Here is a 22,128-nt window from a genome sequence, read left to right on the forward strand (position 1 = left end):
CAGGGCCCCTTTTCCATGGACACCGGCTCTCCGCTCTCCCGCCTGCGCTGCCGCTGCGGCACGCCCTGCGCCGTCTGCGCGTATGTCCTGACCATGCTCGGCGTGGCCTGGGCCGTACTCGGCGGCGCGGAAACCATGGGCTATAACTGGCAGTGGTACCGTGTCCCGCGGTTCATCCTGCTGCCCGACGGGAGCCCCGGACCGCTGCTGCAGGGGGCGGGCGTCACGCTGCTGGTCTCGGGCCTGGGCCTAGCCGGCGCCGCGGTCCTCGCCCTGGGCACGGCGCTGCTGCGCCTGTCCGGCTCCCTGGTCGGCCGGGCCCTGGCCCGCGTCTACCTGGAACTGATCCGCAACACGCCCCTGCTGGTCCAGATCTTCTTCATCTACTTCGTCCTCGCCCCGGCCGTGGGCCTCGGTCGCATGGCCTCGGCGGTGCTGGCCCTGTCGCTGTTCGAGGGGGCCTACGCCTCCGAGATCATCCGCGCCGGCATCCTCGCCATCCCGCGCGGGCAGTGGGAAGGCGCCCTGAGCCTGGGCATGACCAGGGGCGCCATCTACCGCCAGGTCATCCTGCCCCAGGCCCTGCGCAACATCCTGCCGCCGCTGACCAGCCAGGGCGTGTCCCTGATCAAAGACTCCGCCCTGGTCTCGACCATCGCCATCTACGACCTGACCATGCAAGGCCAGGCCATTGTGGCCGAAACCTTTCTCAGCTTTGAGATCTGGTTCGTCGTTGCCGCCATTTACCTGCTTTTCACCGGCATCCTGTCGTCGCTGGCCAGACTTCTGGAAAGGCAGTCACCTACACCCCATCTGGAGGACTCATGTACAGAATGATCCTTATACTGCTGTGCAGCCTGATTCTCGGAACGTTTCCCGCAGACGGGCGGGCCGCAGAAAAAAGCGTACTCGACCAGGCCCTTGAGCGCGGGGTACTGCGCGTGGGCTTCGACACCTTCGTGCCCTGGGCCATGAAGGACAAGAACGGCGAGTACATCGGCTTCGAGATCGACGTCGCCCGGCGCCTGGCCGCGGACATGGGCGTGCAGGTCGAGTTCGTGCCCACCAAGTGGTCGGGCATCATCCCGTCGCTGCTGACCGGAAAGTTCGACATCATCATCGGCGGCATGGGCATCCAGCCGGCCCGCAACCTCAAGGTCAACTTCAGCAACCCCTACGAGTTTTCGGGCATGTCCATGGTCGCCAGCACGGCGGCCGCGCCGGGGCTGTCCGCCCTGGCCGACTTCGATAAGCCCGAGATCGTCCTGGCCGCCAAGACCGGCGCCACGTCCGTAGCCGCGGCCAAGAAGCACATGCCCAGGGCTACGGTACGCATGTTCGACGACGAGGCCCAGGCCCTGCAGGAGGTCCTGAACGGCCGGGCCCACGCCATGGTCGCCTCGGCCCCCTTCCCGGAACAGCAGGCCATCCGCAACAAGGACAAGCTCTACCTGCCCCTGGCCGGGGATACGTTCACCAAGGAACCCATCGGCTTCGCCGTGCGCAAGGGCGACGCCGACTTCCTGAACTTCCTGAACAACTGGATTCTGGTGGCCGAGTCCGAGGGCTGGCTGGCCGAACGCTATGACTACTGGTTCAAGACCGTGGACTGGGAAGCGCAGATCAAGTGAGGCCAGCAACGCGCCCGGATTCCGCAGGCGCGCCCCGCTCGGGGGGGCGCCGCCGGCCGGGCCTGAACCGGCTTGATTTCGTTTTGCTGGGGCTGCTGACGGCAGGTCTGGCGTTTGTAGTCTGGCGGGTGCAGGCCCTCGGCGGCGCGGCCTGGGAATGGCACGTGCTCGGGCACTACCTGCTGCGGGAGGACGGACGTCCGGGCCTGCTGCTCCAAGGCGTGTTCACGACCATCCGTCTGACATGCTGGTCCGCCGTCATCGCCCTGTTCCTGGGCGTGTGGGCCGGCATGGCCCGAACAAGCCCCAGCCTGTACCTGCGTCTGGTGGGCGGCACCTATGTCGAACTGTGCCGCAACCTGCCGCCCCTGGTGCTCGTCTTCCTGTGCTATTTCTTCCTGGCCGACCGGATCGCCCCGGCCATCGGCTTGCAGGACGCCCTGCGCACGGCCCCGGAGTGGGTCAAGGCCATCGCCGGCGTGCTCGTCGGGCGCATCGATCAGGTCGACGCGTTCGTCACGGCGGCGTTCACCCTGGGGCTCTACGAAGGCGCCTACGTCGCGGAAATCGTGCGCGGCGGCGTGTCCTCGGTCGGCGCGGGACAGTGGGAGGCGGGGCGCGCCCTGGGTTTCCCGCGCCCGCAACTGCTGCTGTTCATCATCATGCCCCAGGCCGTGCGGAACATGATCCCGCCCCTGGCCGGCCAGATCATCTCCACCATCAAGGACTCGGCCATCGTCTCGGTCATCTCCATCCAGGAACTGACCTTCCAGGGCATGCAGCTCATGGCCACGACCTACCTGACCATGGAGGTCTGGACCTGCGTGGCCCTGCTGTACTTCGCCCTGACCTTCTCCTGCTCCCTGGCCGCAACCCGTCTGGAACAGCGCCTGCAAAGAAGATACACGGTCTGATCGCCACCCCTCGCTCATGGGTTGGCGAAGAACGGCGGCAGTCCAAAACCCGCCCGGATGTAAGGCAAGCGATCAAAGCCCCTCTGCTGCCCATGAGGATGAACCGACCGGCGGCCGTCCAGAACGCGTTCTGAACGGCCGCCTAGAATTCGCAGCGGACGCCGGCGTAGTACCCGCGCCCGCTCACGAACCCCTGCAGGCCCGCCGCATCGGCGACACCCGTGTGCGGATCCGCACTGAAGACGTTGTACACATCAAGCAGTAAGCTCACGGTCAGGAGCTCTTCCTTGAGGACATCGAACTCCAGGGAGACATCCGTGATAAGTCCGCCGGATATGACGCCCCCCCTGTAGGCCTGGTTGTAACCGCCATCGGCGTTGAGCCACTGGGAACTCTCGGTCGTCGGCTTGGACGCCGTGGTCCCGTAGGGCGTGTCTGCCGCGACGCGCTTGTCGGCCACCAACCCGGTTGTGGAATCCCGCCACCGGGAAACGCAGTTGAGGCGCAGGCGCTCGTCGTAGAAGCTGCCGAGCCAGTCCAGCGTCACGACCAGCGGCGCATTGAAATCATCCGCCGGCAGGTCGCTACGGGCGATAAGCTGGCCTTCGTAGTAGACCCTGTCGTAATCGTACGGATAGCCGCCAGAGATCAGATTGACATTCGTGTCGCCGTCGTACGCGCCATCGAACGTCTTCAACCGTGACTTTGTGGCGCCGAGTGTCACCGTATGCGTGCCAAAGCGCTCCGTTTCGAACGCCCGGGACAGGCTGGCGGTTATGCCGTCATACGTGCTCTTGCCGTCATTGGTCAGCTGGTAGGTCTCCTTGTCTTCTGTCTTACTGACCAGCTGATCCCGGTGATCGCGGTGCACCAGTTCAAGCGAGTAGTCGAATCCTGCCGCCATGCCGCCGAATCCGCCCATGAGCTCATCCGAATGGGGGGTATCCAGCCCCCTGGCCTCGTAGTTCCGGTCATTGCCGACGACAAGGCGCTGGATGCCCGTAACGCGGTTGGTCGACGTGGTGTAGTTCGGCCTGTAGCGGTCAAATGCGTAGGCCCTCAACTGGCCGCCGTAATAGCGGCTGGCTCCGGCCACCAGGGTCAGGGTCCCGTCGCCCATCGTGTCGAGTTCCGCCTTGAAACGGGGAGCGAAGTTCCTGTTGAACGAGAAATCGTCGTAGTCGAGCCGCAGGCCAGGAGTGAGGGTCAGCCGCCCCCATTCAACTTCGGCCTGGAGATAGCACCCGACGGTGTTGAGCGTATTTTCTTGGTTATACTCGAAATAGTCGATGACCGTCGCGGTCTTCGCGGTCAATCCTTCGACTCGGGCGGCCTCGTTCCACAGGTTCGTCGTCACGTTGGCGACGTCAACTCCTGTCGATAGGCGCCAAAAAACATCGCCAGTGGCCAGTTCCGGCAGTTCGAGTTCCAGGCCCGCATCCAGATTGCGGTCCCGGGAGGTGCCATCCCCCACCCCTCCGCGCTTCTCGTTCGTCAGCCCGTCGCTGTACCAGACGTTGCTCTTGGAGTCGCGGCTGAACCCGCTCTGCGCATATGCGACCCGCCCGGTCAGGGTGCCCCAGTCCGCACGCACCTTGGCCGAGCCGCCCAGACGCAAGGCTTCGTTCCCCATCGCCCAGTCGCTGTCGAGCCATGACGGTCTCCACCGGGCCTCGGAATACGGGGCGTAGGTTGCGTCCAGCGTGATCGTCAGATCCGACGCGGGCTCCAGGAGCGCCTTGGCGAAAAAATTCTCGCTCGTGCGATGCTGGGAGCGTTCGCTGTACCCGTCAGCCTCTTCGTATCGCAACGGGATGTCCGACCATCTTCTGGCATAGGCGAACAAAAGGGACAAACTGTCCGTCACCGGCCCGTCGGCCGACGTCTGCAAACTGTGGATACGGAACTTGGGCTGATTCTCCGCCGAATCCGAATCCTCATCCACCCCCCTGAGATCGAACCATTCACTGCGCGTATGGCGTCCCTCGACAAGAGCGTGCCACCTGTCCGTACGAGGCCGTCTGGTTTCGGCGTCCACGACTCCGCCGATGAAATTGCCGTATTTTACCGGCACGTTGCTCGTGTACACCGTCACGGAATCAAGCAGGAGTTCGTCATGAAAAAACGTCTGGTCCGCGCCGCCCACGTCCAGGTTCGTCCAGCTCGGGACATCACCGTACTTGTCGATCCCGGACGGATCGAACGTGTTGCTGACGCTCATGCCATCGACACGAAAGTTGTTCTCATAGGGTTTGGCGCCGGAAATGGAGACTCGCGGCGGCCTGACCTCACCCATGGTCAAGGAACCGGATTCCTCGTTGGAAAACTGCACGTTCGGCAGGACCTTGAGGGCTTCCGTGATGGTGCCCGTTCTCGAGGGCATGGACTGCAGTTCAACCCCCTCGATGGTCGATTTGCCGACCACGGGCCTGTCCGCGACGACATTGACCGCATCGAGCCTGTACACAATGCCCACATCACCTGTTCGATTCTGCCCCCCCTCCGTGTCGGGGTCTTCCACGTTGTCCGCTCCGGTCCCCCCCCCCTGAACCGGGAGGGGCGACTCTTCGGAAAATGCGGTTGCAACAGGTCCGGCCACGGCAAGCAGCCAAAGCGCCAGAAGTGCCGCACCGAATTTTTTACGCACGTTTTTCTCCACGAGGCCGGGGGGGCCTGGATTTGGCCACTCGACACGCCCTGTTGCTTGAGGCATGAGTAGAAAATTCACAATTACGAATGTCATACAAAATATCAATAGCAATGCGCACCCTGATTTTTGCCCTCGTCCTGATCATTTCGCCCATCGCCGCAGGCGCGTTTGAGGACATACCCTTAGGCGTGGACCAAATCGATGTGTCCGCGAAACGCGCCAGTTTCAACACCGTCATTGGCGCCGCGCAGGATTCCGACGGCTATGTCTGGCTCGCGGCCCTTCCCGGATTGTACGTGTATGACGGCAATCTCGTGCGTCCCGTCCTGGAGGACATTCTCGGGGGCACCCGCATCCGATCCCTGCATATCGACTCCGGCGACACGCTCTGGCTGGGCACCAACTCAGGGGTTCTCGCGTATTCGCTGAAGACACAGACCGCCCGTTGGCATCGCGCGACGAACTCGACCTACGGCCTCACCTCGGACATCGCCCACACCATGTACGAGGACTCGAGGGGGACACTGTGGGTCGGAACCGCTGACCGGCTCGCCAAAGCCGGCCAGCAGGGGGCGGAGGCGCCCTCTACACTCCACCGCTACGAGCCGTCCTTCGGCAGGTTTGAACGTGTCCAGGGCCTTGGCTTTTCCGCGGACACCAGCCCGGCCATCCTGGATATAGCCGAAGACGCCCACCGCAACATGTGGCTGGCCACGGACCGGGGACTCTTCCGACTCAACGGGAACCAGGGACCGGCCACGTTCGTGCCCCTGTCTTCACACGAAGAGTATTCCGCAAAAAAGATCGGCTTCGATTACGCCGGCAACCTCTGGGTCAGCGTCTCGAAACGCGGCCTGTGGACGCTTCCGGCCGATGCGCCCATGACGGAACTCCACAGGGAGACCGAAATCCCGGCGGATCATATCCAGGATCTTCTCGTCGATTCGGACGGCGACGTCCTGATTTGCAGCAACAAGGGGCTGTTCCGCTATGCGGCCAAGGAAAGGAGTTTTTACCGGCATCCATTCGTTTTTCCGGGACAACCGCGCCAGAATCCCGAATACATCATGTCCATCCTGGAAACGTCGTCCGGCAACCTCTGGATCGGGACCATCAACCAGGGCGTCCTGCGTCACACGGCGCATCCCGGCGCCAGGATCACAAAGCTGACCGCGCAGGCCCGGGGTGCAGGACAACCCCCCGCAGAGCTTTCCGACATCATTCATGTCACCTCCGCTCGGGACGCCAGGATGTATGTCAGCCCCAAGAGCGGAGGCATTTTCAGGTCGAGTGGCCCCGTCACGCTCAACAGGCTGAACTATTCATCGAAGATCGAATTCGAAACGGTCCTGGCAAAGTCCAGGGTCAAGTCCATGGACTGGGCCCCGGACGGCTCGCTTGTTTGCGGGCTGCACAACGCCGTGCTGCGCATAGCGCCGGATGGCGCCAGGGAAAACCTCCAGGTCGAGCCCAACCCCGAAGCCAGCTTCTCCGACAAGGATATCGAACACCTGGCCTGCATGGGCGACGGACGCGTCTGGTTCGCCACGAAATTCAAGCTTTTTTCTTGGAAACCAGGCACTTCTGAAGAAAATCCAGAGGACCTGGATCTTGAAGGCGGGTCGATCACCTGCCTGCAACGCTTCCAGGACAGCGTCTGGATTGGCCACGGCCGAAACGTCACCGTCATCGACACGGTGTCCGGAAAGCGGACCAGGCTTGACGTCCCCCCGGCAGCCTGGGCCGACAATGCCACCATCAAGGGCATCCTGGTCGAAAACCCTGCAACGGTCTGGCTCGCCACGACAAAGAACGTCATGCGTTTCGACATGCGCACCGGCAGTCTGACGCCCATACTTACGGCAGCCCAGCAACGGATCCCCATGGCCCTGTCCCTGTGGCGAAACCCCGATGGCGCCATCTGGCTGCATACCCAGGAAAAAGTATACAGGATTTCGCCGGGCTCGGAACGGGGCGAAGAAGTGCTGCTCGGCGCGGACCACCCGTCCGTCAGCATTTCCGCCGGCCCGGCGCTCGTGGCCGGACAGGTCCTCGCCTACGGGCACTCCGACGGGCTGCTGCTCATCGACCCCCAAAGAATCGACAGGAGCGCGCGAATCGCCCCGAAAATATCCGATGTCCGCATTTTCGGCACGTCGCTGCCGGCGACGCGGCTCGGCAGAATACCCGAGCACCTCGATGTCGACCATTACCAGAACTATCTGACCTTCACCTTCACGCTGCCCGAAGCGAGCGCGTTCCGGCCTCCCCGCTTCTTCTACTTCCTGGAGGGCGTGGATTCCGCCTGGAACGACGCCGGCTCCCAGACAACCGTCAGCTACGCCCACCTCAAGCCCGGCCGCTACACCCTGCATGTCAAAGACGGATTCGACGGTGAGCACATCTCTTCCCTAGGCATCGACATCCGAGCGCCGTGGTGGATGACCACCTGGGCCAAGGCAGGGTACGCCCTGGCCTTCGTCCTGGCCCTGCTCACGGCCTCGCGCGTGTTCACCCACGTGCAGACAACGCGGATCCGCAAGGAGATGCTCGAAACCCTCGTCATGCAGGACCCCCTGACCGAGGTGCCCAACAGGCGCAAGTTCAAGGAGGTGCTGGCCGCGGAAAAGAGCCGCTGCAAGCGCAGCAACCATCAGATCTCCGTGCTCATGATCGACATCGACTTCTTCAAGGGGTTCAACGACCGTTTCGGTCATCAGGCGGGGGACAAGGCTCTGAAACGGGTGGCGCAGACCGTGAGTTCGACCCTCAGGCGGCCAGAGGATTTCGTGGCCAGGTTCGGCGGTGAGGAGTTCGTGGTGGTGCTGCCGAGTACGAACAGGACGGGGGCGGAGCGCGTGGCCCAGAAAATTCAGGACGCCATCTTCATGGCCGACATCCCCTACCCCGGATCACCGCTCTCGGACAGGATCACCCTGAGCATCGGAATTTCGACCTTCAGTCCGCAAAGCGACCTGCACATCGACTCGGGGCTCTTCTCGGCCGACCAGGCCCTCTACCAGGCCAAGCGCAACGGCCGCAACTGCGTCTTCTACAAGGACCACTGCCTGGCCCTAACGCCCGTGCGGCAGTGACAGGAAGTCGTCCATGCCGCACAGCCCGCAGGCCTGACAGCCGTCCTGCGGGCATGGCGGCGTGACCATGCCGCGCCGGTACTTGACCCACTCCGAATACAGAAACTTCCGCGACACCCCGATCTCCAGCCGGTCCCACGGGAAAACCGCATCGCGGTCGACGTGGCGGCTCAAAACGTCGTGGACCAGGGCATCGTGTTCCCGCATGGCCGCTGGCAAGCCGATTTCCGCAGCGCGTTCCAGGCAGGGGAAGATTTCCTCCCCGCCGCGGGCCAGAAACATCTGCACCCGGGCCTGGGCCGGATTTTCCCCGGCAAAGCGCATGCCCTTGTGCCGCCCCACGATCGCCTTGAAGCGCTTCATGGCGGCCTTGAGCCGGTCTTCGTCGGGCGTGTCGGCCCACTGCAGGGGAGTCCAGGCCTTGGGCACCAGGCAGCTGACCGAAAGGGAGACAAGCTCCACACCCTTCTTGCGCGCGCCCTGGCCGGCCTTCCGCGCCGCGTCTATGCAGGACATGAACTCCTCGAACTCGGCCCAGTCCTCCTCGCCCTCGTCGGGCCAGCCCGTGATCATGTAGAGTTTCAGCGTCCCGAACTGCAGGCGGCTGATGCGGGCCACGGCCTCCAGGAAGGCCTCCTCGGAAAAGTGCTTGTTCATGGCCCGACGCAGACGGCGGCTCGCGCCCTCCAGGGCCAGGGTCACGGAGCGGGTCCCGGTGTGCCGCAGGAAACCGAGCAGCTCGTCCGTAAGGCCATCGGCCCGCAAGGAGGACAGGGAGAATTTGACCTTGCGCTCCGCCAGCCAGCGCAGGAAGGGGAGCAGGTCCGGCCAGTCCGTGAGCGCCGTGCCCACGAGGCCGACCTTGTGCGGTTCGCAGCGTTCGACAATGTCCTGCAGCACGGCCATCTCGGCGTGTCGGGGCGGCTTGTAGATGCTCCCGGCCGCGCAGAAGCGGCACCCGTACGGGCACCCGCGGTTGACCTCCAAGAGCAGCATGTCCCTGAACTGGGCTTCGGAACTGATGAAACAGGAAAAGGCCGGACGGCCCAGCACGTTCGATGAGCCGACGACGGCCCGCCGCACGGGCTCCGGGCTTTTGCCCGGAACCAGGACTCCCGGCAGGGGCGCGATGGCATCCAGGACGGAATCCTTCCCGCCGCCGTCGATCCATGTCCTGGCGATGCGCTCCACGACATCGTCAAGGCCGGCTTCGGCTTCGCCGACAAAAAGTCCATCCAGGGCGGGCAGCATGGGAAATGGGTTCAGAAAGGCCACGGGGCCGCCCGCCAGGACCACCGGCCAGGACGGGCGCTGCGCCGCGCGGACGGGGATGTCCGCATCCAGCAGCAGCTTGAGCGCATTGGGGAAGTCGCCTTCGAAATTGAGGCTGAAGAGAACAAGGGGGAAGAGGCCCAGATCGCGTCCGGAGTCGACGGACCTGGGCCTCGGGGAAGTGGAATCCCAGAAGAAACGCTCAACGGCCAACCGCTCGTTTGCCGCGAGCAGCCTGTAGACAACCTGCCACCCCAGGGTGGAGAGGCCGTGCTCCGCGGCCTCGGGGAACACGAGGGCCACGGGCAGCCGCCCGCCCCAATCCCTGAGCGGAGGGGACGAACGACCGCAGTACAGCTCGGACACACTCACCTCCTGGCGCGCAGGCGTCTCGGGTCGGGGAGGACCCTAGTCGGCCTGCATGCGGATGAAGGAGGGAATCTCGAATTCCTCCTCCTCGAACAGGAACTCGGCGTCATCGCCGCCGTTGACGATCTTGCGCGGCTCGTGGCGGCGATCTTCGACACCGGGCTGGCTTCTGGCCGCGCGGATGTAGGTCGGGACGCTCAGGTCGGCGGCGTCGTTGACCGAGATCTTGCGGGTGCGCGGGCGGATGATCAGGCCCTCGCTTTCGGCGGACTGCCGCCCTCCGGCGGGCGCGGGACTGATGACCGAAATCTTGCCACCCTTCTCCACCGGCACGTTGCCGTCCTGGATGCCGGTGGCGATGACGGTGATGCGCATCTCGTCCACGCAGTCCATGTCGAAGACCGTGCCGAAGTAGATCTTGGCGTCCTCGTGGGCGGCTTCATGCACGATGCTGGCCGCCTCGCTGACTTCCTCGATGGTCAGGTCCGGGCCGCAGGTGATGTTCATCAGCACGCCGCGGGCGCCGTCGATGGTCACGTCCTCCAGCAGCGGGCTGGTGATGGCCTTCAATGCGGCCTCGCGGGCGCGTCCGTCGCCCGAGGCGATGCCCGTGCCCATCATGGCCAGGCCCATCTCTTCCATGACGGCCTTGACGTCGGCGAAGTCGAGGTTGATGAGGCCGGGCACCATGATCAGGTCGGAGATGCCCTTTACGGCGTGAAAGAGGACCTCGTCGGCCTTGCCCAGCATGTCGACGAAGGAGGCCTTCTTGGAGGCCAGGGTCAGCAGGCGGTCGTTGGGGATGGTGATGATGCTGTCGACGATGTCGCGCAGTTCCTTGATGCCCCGCTCGGCCTGCTGCTGGCGGCGCTTGCCTTCAAAAAAGAACGGTTTGGTCACGACCGCCACGGTCAGGGCGCCCATGTCCTTGGCCACCTGGGCGATGACCGGGGCCGCGCCGGTACCCGTGCCGCCACCCATGCCGGCGGTGACGAAGACCATGTCGCAATCGCCCAGCACGTCGCGGATCTGGGACTGGCTCTCCAGCGCCGCGTCGCGCCCCATGTCGGGGTTGGCGCCCGCGCCCAGGCCCTTGGTCAGCTTGTCGCCGAGCTGGATCTTGAACTCGGCCTTGGAGTGCTTCAGTGCCTGCATGTCCGTGTTGGCCGCGATGAAGGTCACGCCCTGCATGGCGGCCTTGATCATGTTGTTGACCGCGTTGCCGCCGCCTCCGCCCACGCCGATGACCTTGATCAAAGCATTGTCTTCGCGTTCGATTTCCAGGAAATCCATACTTCCCCCTAAAACGTTGACGTTGTTCCCTGTCTCCGATTTCCCCTTGTCCCCGATGCCACTCAACTGATGTCGGCGAACCACTTCTTCATGCGCGCCAGAATGGAGTGGAAGATGTTCTTGTCGCGGATGCGGATCTTGTTGTCCCGCCCGTGCTTCTCCGCGCCGTAGAGCAGGAGTCCCACCGCCGTCGCGTACATGGGACTGTCCACCACGTCCTTGAGCCCGCCGACTCCGGCAGGCGAGCCCGTTCTGGTCGGCAGGTTGAAGACCTGCTCCGCCAGTTCCTGTATCCCTTCGATGCGCGACGCGCCGCCCGTCAGGACAACGCCCGCGCCGATGAGCTTCTTGTACCCGGACCGGATCAGCTCCTGGTCCACCAGCGCCAGGAGCTCCTCCATGCGCGGCTCGCAGATCTCGGCCAGGACCTGCCTGGTGAGTTTGCGCGGCTCGCGCCCTCCGACGCTGGGTACTTCGATGATCTCGTCCTTCCTGACCAGCTCGGCCAGGGCGCACCCGTACTTGATCTTGATCTTTTCCGCCGCCTGGGTCGGCGTGCGCAGACCGAAGGCGATGTCGTTGGTCAGGTTGGTCCCGCCCAAGGCGATGACCCCCGTGTGCTTGATTGAATTGCCGTGAAAGATGGCGATGTCCGACGTGCCGCCGCCGATGTCGACCAGGGCCACGCCGATCTCGCGCTCCTCGTCCGTCAGCACGGCCTTGGAGGAAGCGAAGGCCTCCAGCACGATGTCTTCGACGTCGAGACCCGACTTGTGGCAGGACTTGACGATGTTCTGGGCGCTGGTCACCGCACCGGTCACGATGTGCACCTTCACCTCCAGGCGCACTCCGGCCATGCCCAGAGGATCGGCGATGCCCGACTGGTCGTCGACGATGTACTCCTGGGGCAGGATGTGGATGACCTCGCGGTCCAGGGGGATGGCCACGGCCTTGGCCGCGTCGATGACGCGCTCGATGTCGCGCGCCGTGACCTCGCCGCCCTTGACCGCGATGACGCCGTGGCTGTTGAAGCCCTTGATGTGGCTGCCGGCGATGCCGGCGTACACGGCCCTGATCTCGCAACCGGCCATGAGCTCGGCTTCTTCGAGGGCCTTCTTGATGGACTGCACGGTCTGCTCGATGTTGACCACCACGCCCTTGCGCAGGCCCGTGGACGGGCTGGTGCCGATGCCGATGATGTCCACCACCCCGTCGGTGCCCACTTCGCCCACGACGGTGCATATCTTGGTCGTTCCGATGTCCAGACCGACGATCAATTCAGACTTGCCCATACTTTCCCTCGTCTCCCGGCGCAGGGCCGGCATGAAATCCTAGAGTGTTTGATCCGCGTTCAACCTGACCCAGGCCCGTTCCGGCGTGACGAACATCAGGGCCGCGCGGCCGAGCTCGCCCCGACCGTCCAGGTCGGTCCACAGTTTTCCCAGGCACGCCAGGGTGGCGCGCAGATCCGTCCCATCCAACTGTACGAGAACCCTCGGTCTTTCCAGAAAAATGCTGAACTGTTCGTCGCTGTCCTGACGAAGCCAGGCGATCTGGCTCATGCCGAAGGGCAGCGCGTTCCGCGAAACTTCCTCCACCAGCCGGCGCACGCCCGGCCCCACCGGGACGCCTTCCTCCTTCTCCAGAAGGGGCAGGGAGATGAACTTCTCCACGCCCACGGCCACGAAGGGCTGCCCGCTCGCGTCGGCGTAATAGAGCTGCTCGTCGCGGCGGACCAGGAAGGCCGGTTCGTGCTCCCTGATCTCGATGGTCAGGCCGTCGGGCAGGATCCGCGTCACGGACACGCTCTCCACCCACTCGCTGGCTGCAATGCGGCGCTGCACCTCGGCGATGTTGATGCCGAGCACGTTCTGTCCAGCGCTTACGCCGCCCAGGGCGGCGATTTCATCGGAACTCAGACGCCGGCCGCCCTCGATGTGCAGGTTGGCAAGGGCAAAGAACTCATGGGCCGTGACCCAGCGGTAGGACAGCAGGATGGCGAAGCTGACCGCCAGGACAAGGGAAATGCCCAGCGACCACTGAATCAGCGCGAACACGGTGCGTCCCAGGCCCAGGAATACGCCGCCGACCACCGCGCCCGTCTGCACGGGTTTGCGACGCTCGGTCCTGCGGTGTACGTTCCTGCGTACTTTCTTGCCCAGTACGGCCGTGCTCATGTCCTTATGCCTTGTCCTCAAGATAGTTCTGCCCCACGGTCCAGATGCTGCCTGCGCCCAACGTCAGAAAAAGGTCGCCCTCGCGCAAAATCCCGCCAAGGGCGGCCTGCATGCTCGCGAAGTCCTCGAAAAACTGCACCGGCGTGGAGGTCACCTGCCTGATGGCCTGCGCCAGGCTCTGGCCGCTGACCCCGGGGATGGGCGATTCGCTGGCCGGGTAGATCTCCGTCAGCAGCAGCTGGTCCACGCCTTCAAACACCTTGGAGAACTCGCCGAACAGGGCCTTGGTCCGGGTGAAGCGGTGGGGCTGGAAGGCCACCACGAGCCGCTTGTGCGGATAGCACAGCCGCGCCGTCTCCAGGGTGGCGGCGATCTCCGTGGGGTGGTGCCCGTAGTCGTCGACCACGAGTACGCCGCCGCGCTCGCCCTTGTGCTCGAAGCGCCGCCCGACACCGCCGAAGGCGCCAAGGCCCCGGATGATGTCTTTTTTGGGCACTCCCGCCTCCATGGCCACCCCGATGGCGGCCAGGGCGTTCAGCACGTTGTGCCGCCCGGGGTGGGTCAGGGAGACCTCGCCCCAGAGGTCACCTCGATTGTAGACCCTGAAGCGCGACCCCGCCTCGCAGGTGATGATCTCGGCCCGCAGAGCGTTGCCCTCCTCGAACCCGTAGGTCAGCACCGGCCGGCGCACGCGCGGCAGGACGGACTGCACGCCCGGGTCGTCGCCGCAGACCACGTTCAGCCCGTAGAAGGGGACGCTGTTCATGAAGTCGACGAAGCTGTCGCGTATCTCATCGAGATCCTTGTAGTAGTCGAGATGGTCCGCATCGATGTTGGTGACGATGGACATGCGCGGCAGCAGGCACAGGAAGGACCCGTCGGATTCGTCGGCCTCGGCGATGAGGTAGCGGCCCTGGCCGAGCATGGCGTTGGTGCCGTAGGCGTTGAGGCGGCCGCCGATGATGACCGTGGGGTCAAGGCCGGCCTCCATGAAGATGGTGGCCAGAAGCGACGTGGTCGTGGTCTTGCCGTGTGTGCCGGCCACGGCCACGCCTGTCTTGAGGCGCATGAGCTCGGCCAGCATCTCGGCCCGCGGGATGATGGGCACGCCTTTGGACCGGGCCTCGACCAGTTCGGGGTTGTCGTCGCGCACCGCCGTGGAGCGGACCACGACCTGCGCGTCGCGCACGTTCTCACGGGCGTGGCCGGCGTGCACCGTCGCGCCTAGGGATTCGAGCCGCTGGGCCGCCGGACCCTTGACCAGGTCGGAGCCCGAAACCTCGTAACCCAGGGTCAGGAGCACCTCGGCGATGCCACACATGCCCGCGCCGCCGATCCCCACCATATGTATTCTCTTGATCTTCGATTTCATGCTCACCTGTGTCCGCCTCTCTGCCCGGCAAGTTCCAGGAGCTGCTTCACCACTCGCTCGCCGGCGTCGGGGATGCCCATGTCGCGCGCGGCCCGGGCCATTCTGGCCAGGGTTTCGGGCATCTGGAAGAGATCGCCCACCGCCGCGGAAAGATTCAGTTCGTCCAGCTGCCGCTGCTGAAAGACCAGGGCCGCGCCCGCCTTCTCCAGCGACCTGGCGTTGTTGAGCTGATGGTCGTGGGTGGCGTAGGGGAACGGCACCAGGATGCTCGGTTTGCCCGCGGCCGTCAGCTCGGCGATGGTCGTGGCCCCGGCCCGGCAGATGACGAGGTCGGCGAACCGGTAGGCCTCGTGCATGTCGGAGATGAAGGGCTCCACCCGCGCCTGCGGGTACTTCTGCGCGTAGGCCGCCTTCACGGTCTCGAATTCGTCCTTGCCGGTCTGGTGCCAGATGCCCAGTCCCAGGTTCTTCAGCCCGTCGAGCTCCCGCAGCATGAAGCTGTTCAGGGCCGATGCGCCCTGGCTCCCGCCGACGACCAGGATGTTGCGGCCGAGCACCCGCGGTTCGTCCCGCAGACGGCGGATCTCCGCACGCACGGGGTTGCCCGTCAGCACGGCCGGGGGCGTCGAAAAAGCGGGGGCGTCCATGTCCTTGAAGCTGACCAGGACGCGACCCACCCTCTTGGCCAGCACCCGGTTGGTCACGCCCGGCACGCTGTTCTGCTCGTGGATGGCCGCGGGGATGCCCATGAGGGAGGCGGCCAGCGTGCAGGAGAAACCGGCGTACCCGCCAAGCCCCAGCACGACGTCGGGCCGGAAGGACCGCAGAAGCTTCCAGGAACGCAGCAGGCTGCGGCCCAGCCACCAGGCCGTGGACACGCTCTTCAGGCCCCTACCCACGACGCCTTGGGCCGGCAGGGCCACGAACTCGATGCCCGCCCTGCGCACCCACTGTCCCTCGGGACCCTTGGTGCCGCCGACGAACAGCACTTCGCAGCCCGGGACCATCTCGCGCACGGTTTCGGCCACGGCCAGGGCCGGAAAGATGTGGCCGCCCGTGCCGCCGGTTGTCAGGATGAGCCGCTTCATGCCTTCACCTTTCGCGACAGGTTGAGCAGCACGCCCGCGCAGAAGAAACCCGCGACCAGGTGACTGCCGCCGTAGCTGACGAAAGGCATGGGCACGCCCTTGGGCGGAATGGCGCCCATGACCACGCCCATGTTCAGGATGCTGCCGATGACCAGGATCGCGCCCATGCCGAAGGCCGTGATGCGGTCGTGCATGGACTCCTGCCGGATGCTGATCAGGATCGCCCGCCACAGGATCACCCCGACGAGGATGATGACCAGGGAGATGCCCACGAAGCCCAGTTCCTCTCCGATGACCGACATGATGAAATCGTTGTGCGCCTCGGGCAGGAAGAAGAGCTTCTGCTTGCCTTCGCCCAGACCCTGGCCAAGCCAGCCGCCCGAACCCAGGCCGTAGAGGGACTGCACGAGCTGGTAGCCGGAGTTCTGCGCGTCCTTGAACGGGTCGAGGAATGAGAAGACGCGCCGGAAGCGGTACGGAGAGTTGACCACCAGCAGCGCGGCCGACACGAGCCCGAGCATACCGGCCGAGGCCAGGAAGATGATCCGCGTTCCGCCCACCAGGCACATCAGGAAAAGCAGGGCCGACAGGAACACCGCGCCGCCGAAATCAGGCTGCAGGAGGAGCAGGAAGCACAGGCCGCCGGTCATGATGATGGGCGGCAGGAATCCCACGCTGAAGGTTTTGACCAGCTCCTGCTTATTGGCGAAGAAATAGGACAGGTAGAAGACGAGCGCGATCTTGGCCGCCTCAAGGGGCTGAATGGAGAACGGCCCGAGCCTGAGCCACCGGCTTGCGCCGCCCGCCGTGGTCGAGAAGGGCGAGAAGATCGTCAGGATCAGCAGGCCTGCGGCCAACAGCAGCCAGATGTACGTGTTGCGGTAGAAGAACGCCATGTTCGAGCGCGCGGCGAAAATCAGCACCGAGAACCCGGCGCTCATGAACAGGACCTGCTTCCAGAACAGGGCGTACTTGTCGCCATAGACCTTCTCGGCCATGATCCCGCTGGCGCTCAGGACCATGATCAGGCCCAGGGACGCCAGGCTGATGACCGCGCCCAGCAGGACGATGTCGTAACTCATGAGCTGCTTCGCCGCTTCGCGTTGGGTGATCTTCATGCCGTTCCCTCCACCCATTCGCGCACGGCGCGCTGGAAGGCCTTGCCCCGCTCCTTGTAGTTGGCGAAGAGGTCGAAGCTGGCCGTGGCCGGGGACAGGAGCACGCACTCGCCCGGCCTTGACTCTGAAGCGGCCCGGAACACCGCCTCTTCCAGCGTCGGATCCCAATGAATCTCCAACCCGCAGCCGGACCAGGCTTTTTCGAAAATTTCCCGCGACTTCCCGAACAGGTAGATGCCGCGCACGCGCTCGCGGATATGCGGCAGCACCGCGCCCAGGTCCCCGCCCTTGAACACCCCTCCGGCCAGCAGGCGCACGGGGCGGTCCTGGCTCTTCAGGGCGGCGATCATGGAATCGATGGTCGTGGACTTGGAGTCGTCGACGAACGTGACATCGCGATGCTCGGCCACGGCTTCCAAACGGTGCGGCAGGGACGCGAAGCCCTCGATGCCGTGGCGCACGTCGTCCTCCCTGAGGCCCAGGTGACGGCAGGCCAGGTATGCGGCCGCCATGTTCTCGCGGTTGTGCTCGCCGGGCAGGCCGGGGCAATCGAACCTCCGGCTGGCCACGAAATAGACCCGGTTCGCCTTGGTGAAGGAGCGCCCTTCCAGCTCGTCCTTCATGGACAGAGGCGCCACGGCCAGGTCCCGCGCGTCCATGTGCCCGAACATGCTGAGCTTGGCGTCGAGGTACTCCTCCATGGTCTCGTGGTAGTCCAGGTGGTTGGCCGAAAAATTGAGCAGCACGGCGACATGGGGGTGGAAGGATGGGGAGTTCTGGAGCTGGAAGCTCGACACCTCGAGCACCAGGACATCGGCCCGATCCCCACCCATGACATAGTCGCTGAGCGGAGTGCCGATGTTCCCGCCGACGAAGACGCTGCGGCCGTTTTGTTCCAGAATGCGGCCGATGAGCGTGGTCGTGGTGGTCTTGCCGTTGGTTCCGGTCACGGCGACGATGGGCTCGGACACGAACCAGCTGGCCAGTTCCAGTTCAGACACCACCTGCGCGCCCTCGGGCAACAGGGGGGCGACCTTGGTCCGGGGGATGCCGGGGCTCAGCACGACGAGGGTCGCGCCCTGGAAATCTTCGGGCCTGTGCTGCCCGCCGCGGACTTCGAAACCCTGGTCCGCCGGGACGGAGGCGGCCACGGACTCGCTGCGCTCAAGCAGCCGCACCGTGGCGCCGAGGCGGACCAGCAGGCGCGCGGCCGCGATCCCGGACGAACCCGCGCCAAGCACCACTGCCGTGTGCCCGCGAAGCTGATCGCCGTGAATGAACTCGCGCATGACCGTCCTACCTCAGCTTGAGCGTTCCCAGAGCCATGACCGCCAGGAGCAGCGACAGGATCCAGAAACGGATGATGATTTTCGACTCGTGCACACCCTTCTTCTCGAAATGGTGGTGCAAGGGGGCCATGCGGAAAATGCGTTTGCCGCCGCTGACCTTGAAATAGCCGACCTGCAGGATAACCGACAGGGTCTCGACCACGAACAGACCGCCCACGACGACCAGCAGCAGTTCCTGCTTGCACAGCACGGCGATGAACCCGAGGGTGCCGCCGATGCTCAGGCTGCCCACGTCGCCCATGAAGACCTGGGCCGGGAACGCGTTGAACCACAGGAACCCGAGGCCCGCCCCGACCATGGCCCCGCACAGGACCGCCACCTCGCCCACGCCGGCGATGTAGGCCACCTGCAGGTAGTTGGCCATGTTCACATGCCCGGCCACGTATACGAAGACGGCGAAGCACCCGGCCGAGACCACGGCGGGTCCGATGGCCAGACCGTCCAGGCCGTCGGTCAGGTTCACGCCGTTGGAGGCGCCGATCATGACGAACACGCCGAAGGGCACGTAGAACCAGGACAGGTCGGGGTTCACGTTCTTGAAGAACGGCACCATCAGCTTGGCGGAATATTCCGGGAAGGAGACCAGGAGCGTCACCGCGCCGATGCTGACCACGAGCTGGCCCAGCAGTTTGGCCCGCGCCGAGAGGCCGTCGTTGTGCTTGCGCACGACCTTCAGGTAGTCGTCGGCGAAACCAACGGCCCCGAAGCCCACGAAGACCAGGATCGTCAGCCAGACGTACTTGTTGGTCAGGTCGCTCCACAGCAGCACGCTCAGCAGCATGCAGAACCCGAAGAGCAGCCCGCCCATGGTCGGGGTGCCGCTCTTGGCCTGATGGTCCGGCCCTCCCTCCTTGATGTACTGCCCGAACTTCAGGCGGCGCAGCCAGCGGATGCACAGGGGGCCGATGATGATCGACAGGATGAGCGCCGTCAGCATGGCGTAGATGGAGCGGAACGTGATGTAGCGGAACACGTTCAGCATGCTGATCTGGTCGCTCAAGGGGTACAGCAGATGGTAGATCACGCCCAGGCCCTCTCCATGAAAGAATAGTATTGCTCCATCCTGCACCCGCGCGAACCCTTGAAGAGCATCACGCCGCCCTCGCCGCGCAGAGACGCGACGGCCTGCAGCAGTTCCTCTCCGGAGTTCACGGCCGAAAACACGCCATGATGCTCACCCAGGCCGGACTGCACGTCCGACACGTGGCGGCCATGAAAAAAACAGTGCGTGGCCGAGGTGGAAGCCACGAGGGCGCCCAGTTCGCGGTGGGCCCTGGCGCTGTCTTCGCCGAGTTCGCGCATCTCGCCCAGGACCAGGACCAGCCGCTGCCCCTGGGCGATCCGCTCGGCCTCGCGGATGGATTGCGCCATGGAAACGGGGTTGGCGTTGTAGGTGTCATCAATAAACAGCCACGCACCCACCCGATTCTGCACGAAACGCTGCGCCACAGGGCTGAAGGCAGCCAGGCCGGCCTCGATGGTCCGCGTCGGGACGCCGAGTTCCAGAGCCATGGCCGTGACCGCGGCCACGTTCTCGGGCACGTGCACCGTGGCCGAGACGTGCAGGCGGATATCCCGGCCCTTGGCCCGCAGGGCGTAGAGAATGCCGTCCGGGGTGTTCTCCTGACCGGTGCAGGAATAGTCGGCATCCGCGCCGCAGCCCGAGAATGTGAACTGCCGCAGGGAACGTTTCGCGCACTCCGTGGCCAGGAGGGGGTAGTCGGCGCTGACGCAGGCGAACCCGCCGGGCCTGACGTGGTCCAGCAGAACGCTTTTCTGTTCGGCCACGCCGTGAAGACTCCCCAGACCCTCCAGGTGACACCCGCCGATGTTGATCAAGAGCGCTGCGTCCGGGGCAAGGATGTAGCCGAGTTCATCCATGTCGCCGGGACGGCTGATGCCAAGCTCCAGAACCCAGAAATCTTCCTCGCCAGACATTTCGAGGATGGACAGGGGCAGGCCGATCTGGTTGTTCAGGTTGCGGAAATTCTTGGACGCCGAGCTGTGCAGGGACAGGACCTGCGCCAGCATCTCCTTGACCGTGGTCTTGCCGGCCGAACCGCTCACGCCCACGACCCGGGCCGCGGTGCGCTCGCGCCAGCTGCGGGCGAGGCGCCCAAGGGCCAGTGTCGTGTCCCGCACCAGGAGTACCGGCACGGGCAGTTCCAATGGTGTGCTGGCAACCACGGCGACAGCGCCGTTGTCCACGGCCTGGCGGGCGAACTCGTGCCCGTCGAGCTTCTGGCCGACGATGCAGAAAAAGAGGTCGTCCGGCTGCACGGCGCGGCTGTCGATGCTGACCCGCCGGATCACGCGCTCGTGATCCTGGTCGATGCTCGCGCCCATGGCGGCGGAGATATCCTGCAGGGTCATATTCATGCCAGGTGCTCCAGAACTGCTTCGAAATCCGAAAAATGCCGCTTCTCCGTGCCCACGATCTGATAGTCCTCGTGACCCTTGCCGGCGATGAGCAGCGCGTCGCCGGGCCGCATGGTGTCGATGGCCAGCCCGATGGCCTTGCGGCGGTCGGCCTCGCGCAGGACCTGTCCGGCGCCGTTCAGCCCCGGTTCGATCTGGTCGAGAATGGACTCCGGGTCTTCGGTCCTCGGGTTGTCCGAGGTCACGACCACCACGTCGGCGTGACACGCCACGGCCCGGCCCATGAGAGGACGCTTGGTGGCGTCGCGGTCCCCGCCGCAGCCGAAGACCGTGATGAGACGAGCGAAGCCCATGGCCTTCAGGGCCACGGACACCTTTTCCAGCGCGTCGGGCGTGTGGGCGTAATCGACGAAAATATCGAGGCCGCGATCGTTGGGCACCCGCTCCAGCCGCCCGGGAGCGCCGACGGCGTGAGCCAGGCATTGCAGCGCTTCGACGTCCAATCCCAGCAGGAGCCCTGCACCCATGGCCGAGAGCAGGTTGTAGGCGTTGTGCCGGCCGACTAGGGGAGTCTTCAGCTCGAACCCCGCATCGCCGTGGCTCACGGCCAGCTGCATGCCCCACGAGCCGAAAGACCTGATCTCGGCCCGCAGCTGCGCGTCAGCGGCCTCGATGCCGAACCCGAGCAGGTCGGGACGCGCAGCCTTGAGGCGTCGGCCGTACTCGTCGTCCATGTTGACCAGCCCCGTGGCGCAGCGTTCCTCGCCCAGGAACAGGCGGGCCTTGGCCTCGAAATACCGCTCCATGTCGCCGTGGTAGTCCAGATGGTCCTGGGTCAGGTTGGTGAAAATGCCGACTTCCACGGGCAAACCCGCCAGGCGCTGCTGATCCAGAGCATGGGAGGACACCTCCATGACCAGGCACTCGACGCCGTCGCGCGTCATGCGGCCGACCAGTTCGTGCAGGTTCAGACAGTCCGGGGTGGTCATGGACGCCGCAATGTCCGTGCCCGGCCAGGAACAGCGCACCGTGCCGATGAGGCCTGCGGGGATGTTGTTTTCCCCCAGCAGGTGATGCACCAGATGGGCTGTAGTCGTCTTGCCGTTGGTGCCGGTCACGCCGATGACCCGCGGCAGGCGGTCTTCCGTACCGAAAGCCGCGCGCGCCAGCAGGCCGAGGGCCTTGGCCGGGTCGGCCACAGGCACAAAGGCCACGCCCTCGCGCGGCGCCACTGCGGCGGCCGGGCCGTGCACCACGACGCGCGCGCCGCGGGCCACGGCGTCGTCGATGAAGCGCGCGCCGTCAACCTTCGTGCCGGAAAGCGCGACAAAGACGTCGCCGGCCTGCACCCTGGCCGAGTGGGTGCGCAGGCCGGTTCCGTTTCTGAGCTTGTCCAGCACGTCTTCAAAATTCATGTCGAT

The 22,128-nt window shown here is 65.0% G+C and carries 16 protein-coding genes; 4 read left to right on the forward strand and 12 right to left on the reverse strand.

Features of this window, described 5'->3' with window-relative positions:
• The first annotated feature begins 15 nt into the window (after nt 1–15).
• Genes G394_RS0103640 through G394_RS0103650 form a run of 3 tightly spaced genes read left to right on the forward strand, consistent with a single transcriptional unit; the run spans nt 16 to nt 2,545 of the window.
• A complete protein-coding gene (locus G394_RS0103640; RefSeq protein ID WP_051306922.1) occupies nt 16–837 on the forward strand; it encodes an amino acid ABC transporter permease in 822 nt (273 codons plus the stop codon).
• The gene (locus G394_RS0103645) at nt 825–1,631 is read left to right on the forward strand and encodes a transporter substrate-binding domain-containing protein (protein ID WP_028576497.1); all 807 of its coding nucleotides are present in this window, start codon (nt 825–827) and stop codon (nt 1,629–1,631) included. The genes G394_RS0103640 and G394_RS0103645 overlap by 13 nt, the downstream gene beginning before the upstream one ends.
• Nucleotides 1,628–2,545, forward strand: a complete 918-nt coding sequence (locus G394_RS0103650) for an amino acid ABC transporter permease (RefSeq protein ID WP_245578252.1) — start codon at nt 1,628–1,630, stop codon at nt 2,543–2,545. Before G394_RS0103645 ends, G394_RS0103650 begins: the two co-directional genes overlap by 4 nt.
• A gap of 142 nt (nt 2,546–2,687) precedes the next feature.
• Here G394_RS0103650 and G394_RS0103655 read toward each other — a convergent pair whose 3' ends face one another.
• Nucleotides 2,688–5,192, reverse strand: coding sequence for a TonB-dependent receptor plug domain-containing protein (locus tag G394_RS0103655; protein ID WP_169725523.1), 2,505 nt, complete (start codon nt 5,190–5,192; stop codon nt 2,688–2,690).
• Between the two features lie 191 nt (nt 5,193–5,383).
• On the opposite strand from G394_RS0103655, the gene G394_RS0103660 reads away from it, so the two are divergent.
• Nucleotides 5,384–8,290, forward strand: a complete 2,907-nt coding sequence (locus G394_RS0103660; RefSeq protein WP_169725524.1) for a ligand-binding sensor domain-containing diguanylate cyclase — start codon at nt 5,384–5,386, stop codon at nt 8,288–8,290.
• Here the strand turns inward: G394_RS0103660 and G394_RS0103665 are convergent.
• From G394_RS0103665 to G394_RS0103715, 11 genes are all read right to left on the reverse strand, one after another.
• Complete coding sequence (locus G394_RS0103665) at nt 8,270–9,928, reverse strand: radical SAM protein (protein WP_245578253.1); 1,659 nt, start codon at nt 9,926–9,928, stop codon at nt 8,270–8,272. The two genes, G394_RS0103660 and G394_RS0103665, sit on opposite strands and share 21 nt — an antisense overlap.
• A 42-nt stretch (nt 9,929–9,970) precedes the next feature.
• Nucleotides 9,971–11,224, reverse strand: coding sequence for a cell division protein FtsZ (gene ftsZ, locus G394_RS0103670; protein WP_028576502.1), 1,254 nt, complete (start codon nt 11,222–11,224; stop codon nt 9,971–9,973).
• A 62-nt stretch (nt 11,225–11,286) separates the two neighbouring features.
• Complete coding sequence (gene ftsA, locus G394_RS0103675; protein WP_028576503.1) at nt 11,287–12,516, reverse strand: cell division protein FtsA; 1,230 nt, start codon at nt 12,514–12,516, stop codon at nt 11,287–11,289.
• Between the two features lie 39 nt (nt 12,517–12,555).
• A complete protein-coding gene (locus G394_RS0103680) occupies nt 12,556–13,401 on the reverse strand; it encodes a cell division protein FtsQ/DivIB (protein ID WP_028576504.1) in 846 nt (281 codons plus the stop codon).
• A 4-nt stretch (nt 13,402–13,405) separates the two neighbouring features.
• On the reverse strand, nt 13,406–14,773 hold the full coding sequence (gene murC / locus G394_RS0103685; RefSeq protein WP_028576505.1) for a UDP-N-acetylmuramate--L-alanine ligase: 1,368 nt from the start codon (nt 14,771–14,773) through the stop codon (nt 13,406–13,408).
• A 2-nt stretch (nt 14,774–14,775) separates the two neighbouring features.
• Nucleotides 14,776–15,861: an undecaprenyldiphospho-muramoylpentapeptide beta-N-acetylglucosaminyltransferase gene (gene murG, locus G394_RS0103690; RefSeq protein ID WP_028576506.1), complete on the reverse strand. Its 1,086-nt coding sequence runs from the start codon at nt 15,859–15,861 to the stop codon at nt 14,776–14,778.
• Nucleotides 15,858–16,979 carry a putative lipid II flippase FtsW gene (gene ftsW, locus G394_RS0103695; protein WP_028576507.1) on the reverse strand — a complete coding sequence of 374 codons (1,122 nt, stop codon included), beginning with the start codon at nt 16,977–16,979 and terminating at the stop codon, nt 15,858–15,860. The genes murG and ftsW overlap by 4 nt, the downstream gene beginning before the upstream one ends.
• Nucleotides 16,976–18,268 carry a UDP-N-acetylmuramoyl-L-alanine--D-glutamate ligase gene (gene murD, locus G394_RS0103700; protein WP_028576508.1) on the reverse strand — a complete coding sequence of 431 codons (1,293 nt, stop codon included), beginning with the start codon at nt 18,266–18,268 and terminating at the stop codon, nt 16,976–16,978. The genes ftsW and murD overlap by 4 nt, the downstream gene beginning before the upstream one ends.
• 7 nt (nt 18,269–18,275) lie before the next feature.
• Nucleotides 18,276–19,352 (reverse strand): phospho-N-acetylmuramoyl-pentapeptide-transferase, encoded by a 1,077-nt coding sequence (mraY, locus tag G394_RS0103705; RefSeq protein WP_028576509.1) that lies wholly within the window; start codon nt 19,350–19,352, stop codon nt 18,276–18,278.
• Nucleotides 19,349–20,707, reverse strand: a complete 1,359-nt coding sequence (locus tag G394_RS0103710; RefSeq protein WP_028576510.1) for a UDP-N-acetylmuramoyl-tripeptide--D-alanyl-D-alanine ligase — start codon at nt 20,705–20,707, stop codon at nt 19,349–19,351. Before G394_RS0103710 ends, mraY begins: the two co-directional genes overlap by 4 nt.
• On the reverse strand, nt 20,704–22,122 hold the full coding sequence (locus G394_RS0103715) for a UDP-N-acetylmuramoyl-L-alanyl-D-glutamate--2,6-diaminopimelate ligase (RefSeq protein WP_051306923.1): 1,419 nt from the start codon (nt 22,120–22,122) through the stop codon (nt 20,704–20,706). The genes G394_RS0103710 and G394_RS0103715 overlap by 4 nt, the downstream gene beginning before the upstream one ends.
• Nucleotides 22,123–22,128: the final 6 nt, after the last annotated feature.

This window comes from Desulfomicrobium escambiense DSM 10707, from assembly GCF_000428825.1.
In the GTDB taxonomy this organism is placed as follows: Bacteria; Desulfobacterota; Desulfovibrionia; order Desulfovibrionales; family Desulfomicrobiaceae; genus Desulfomicrobium; species Desulfomicrobium escambiense.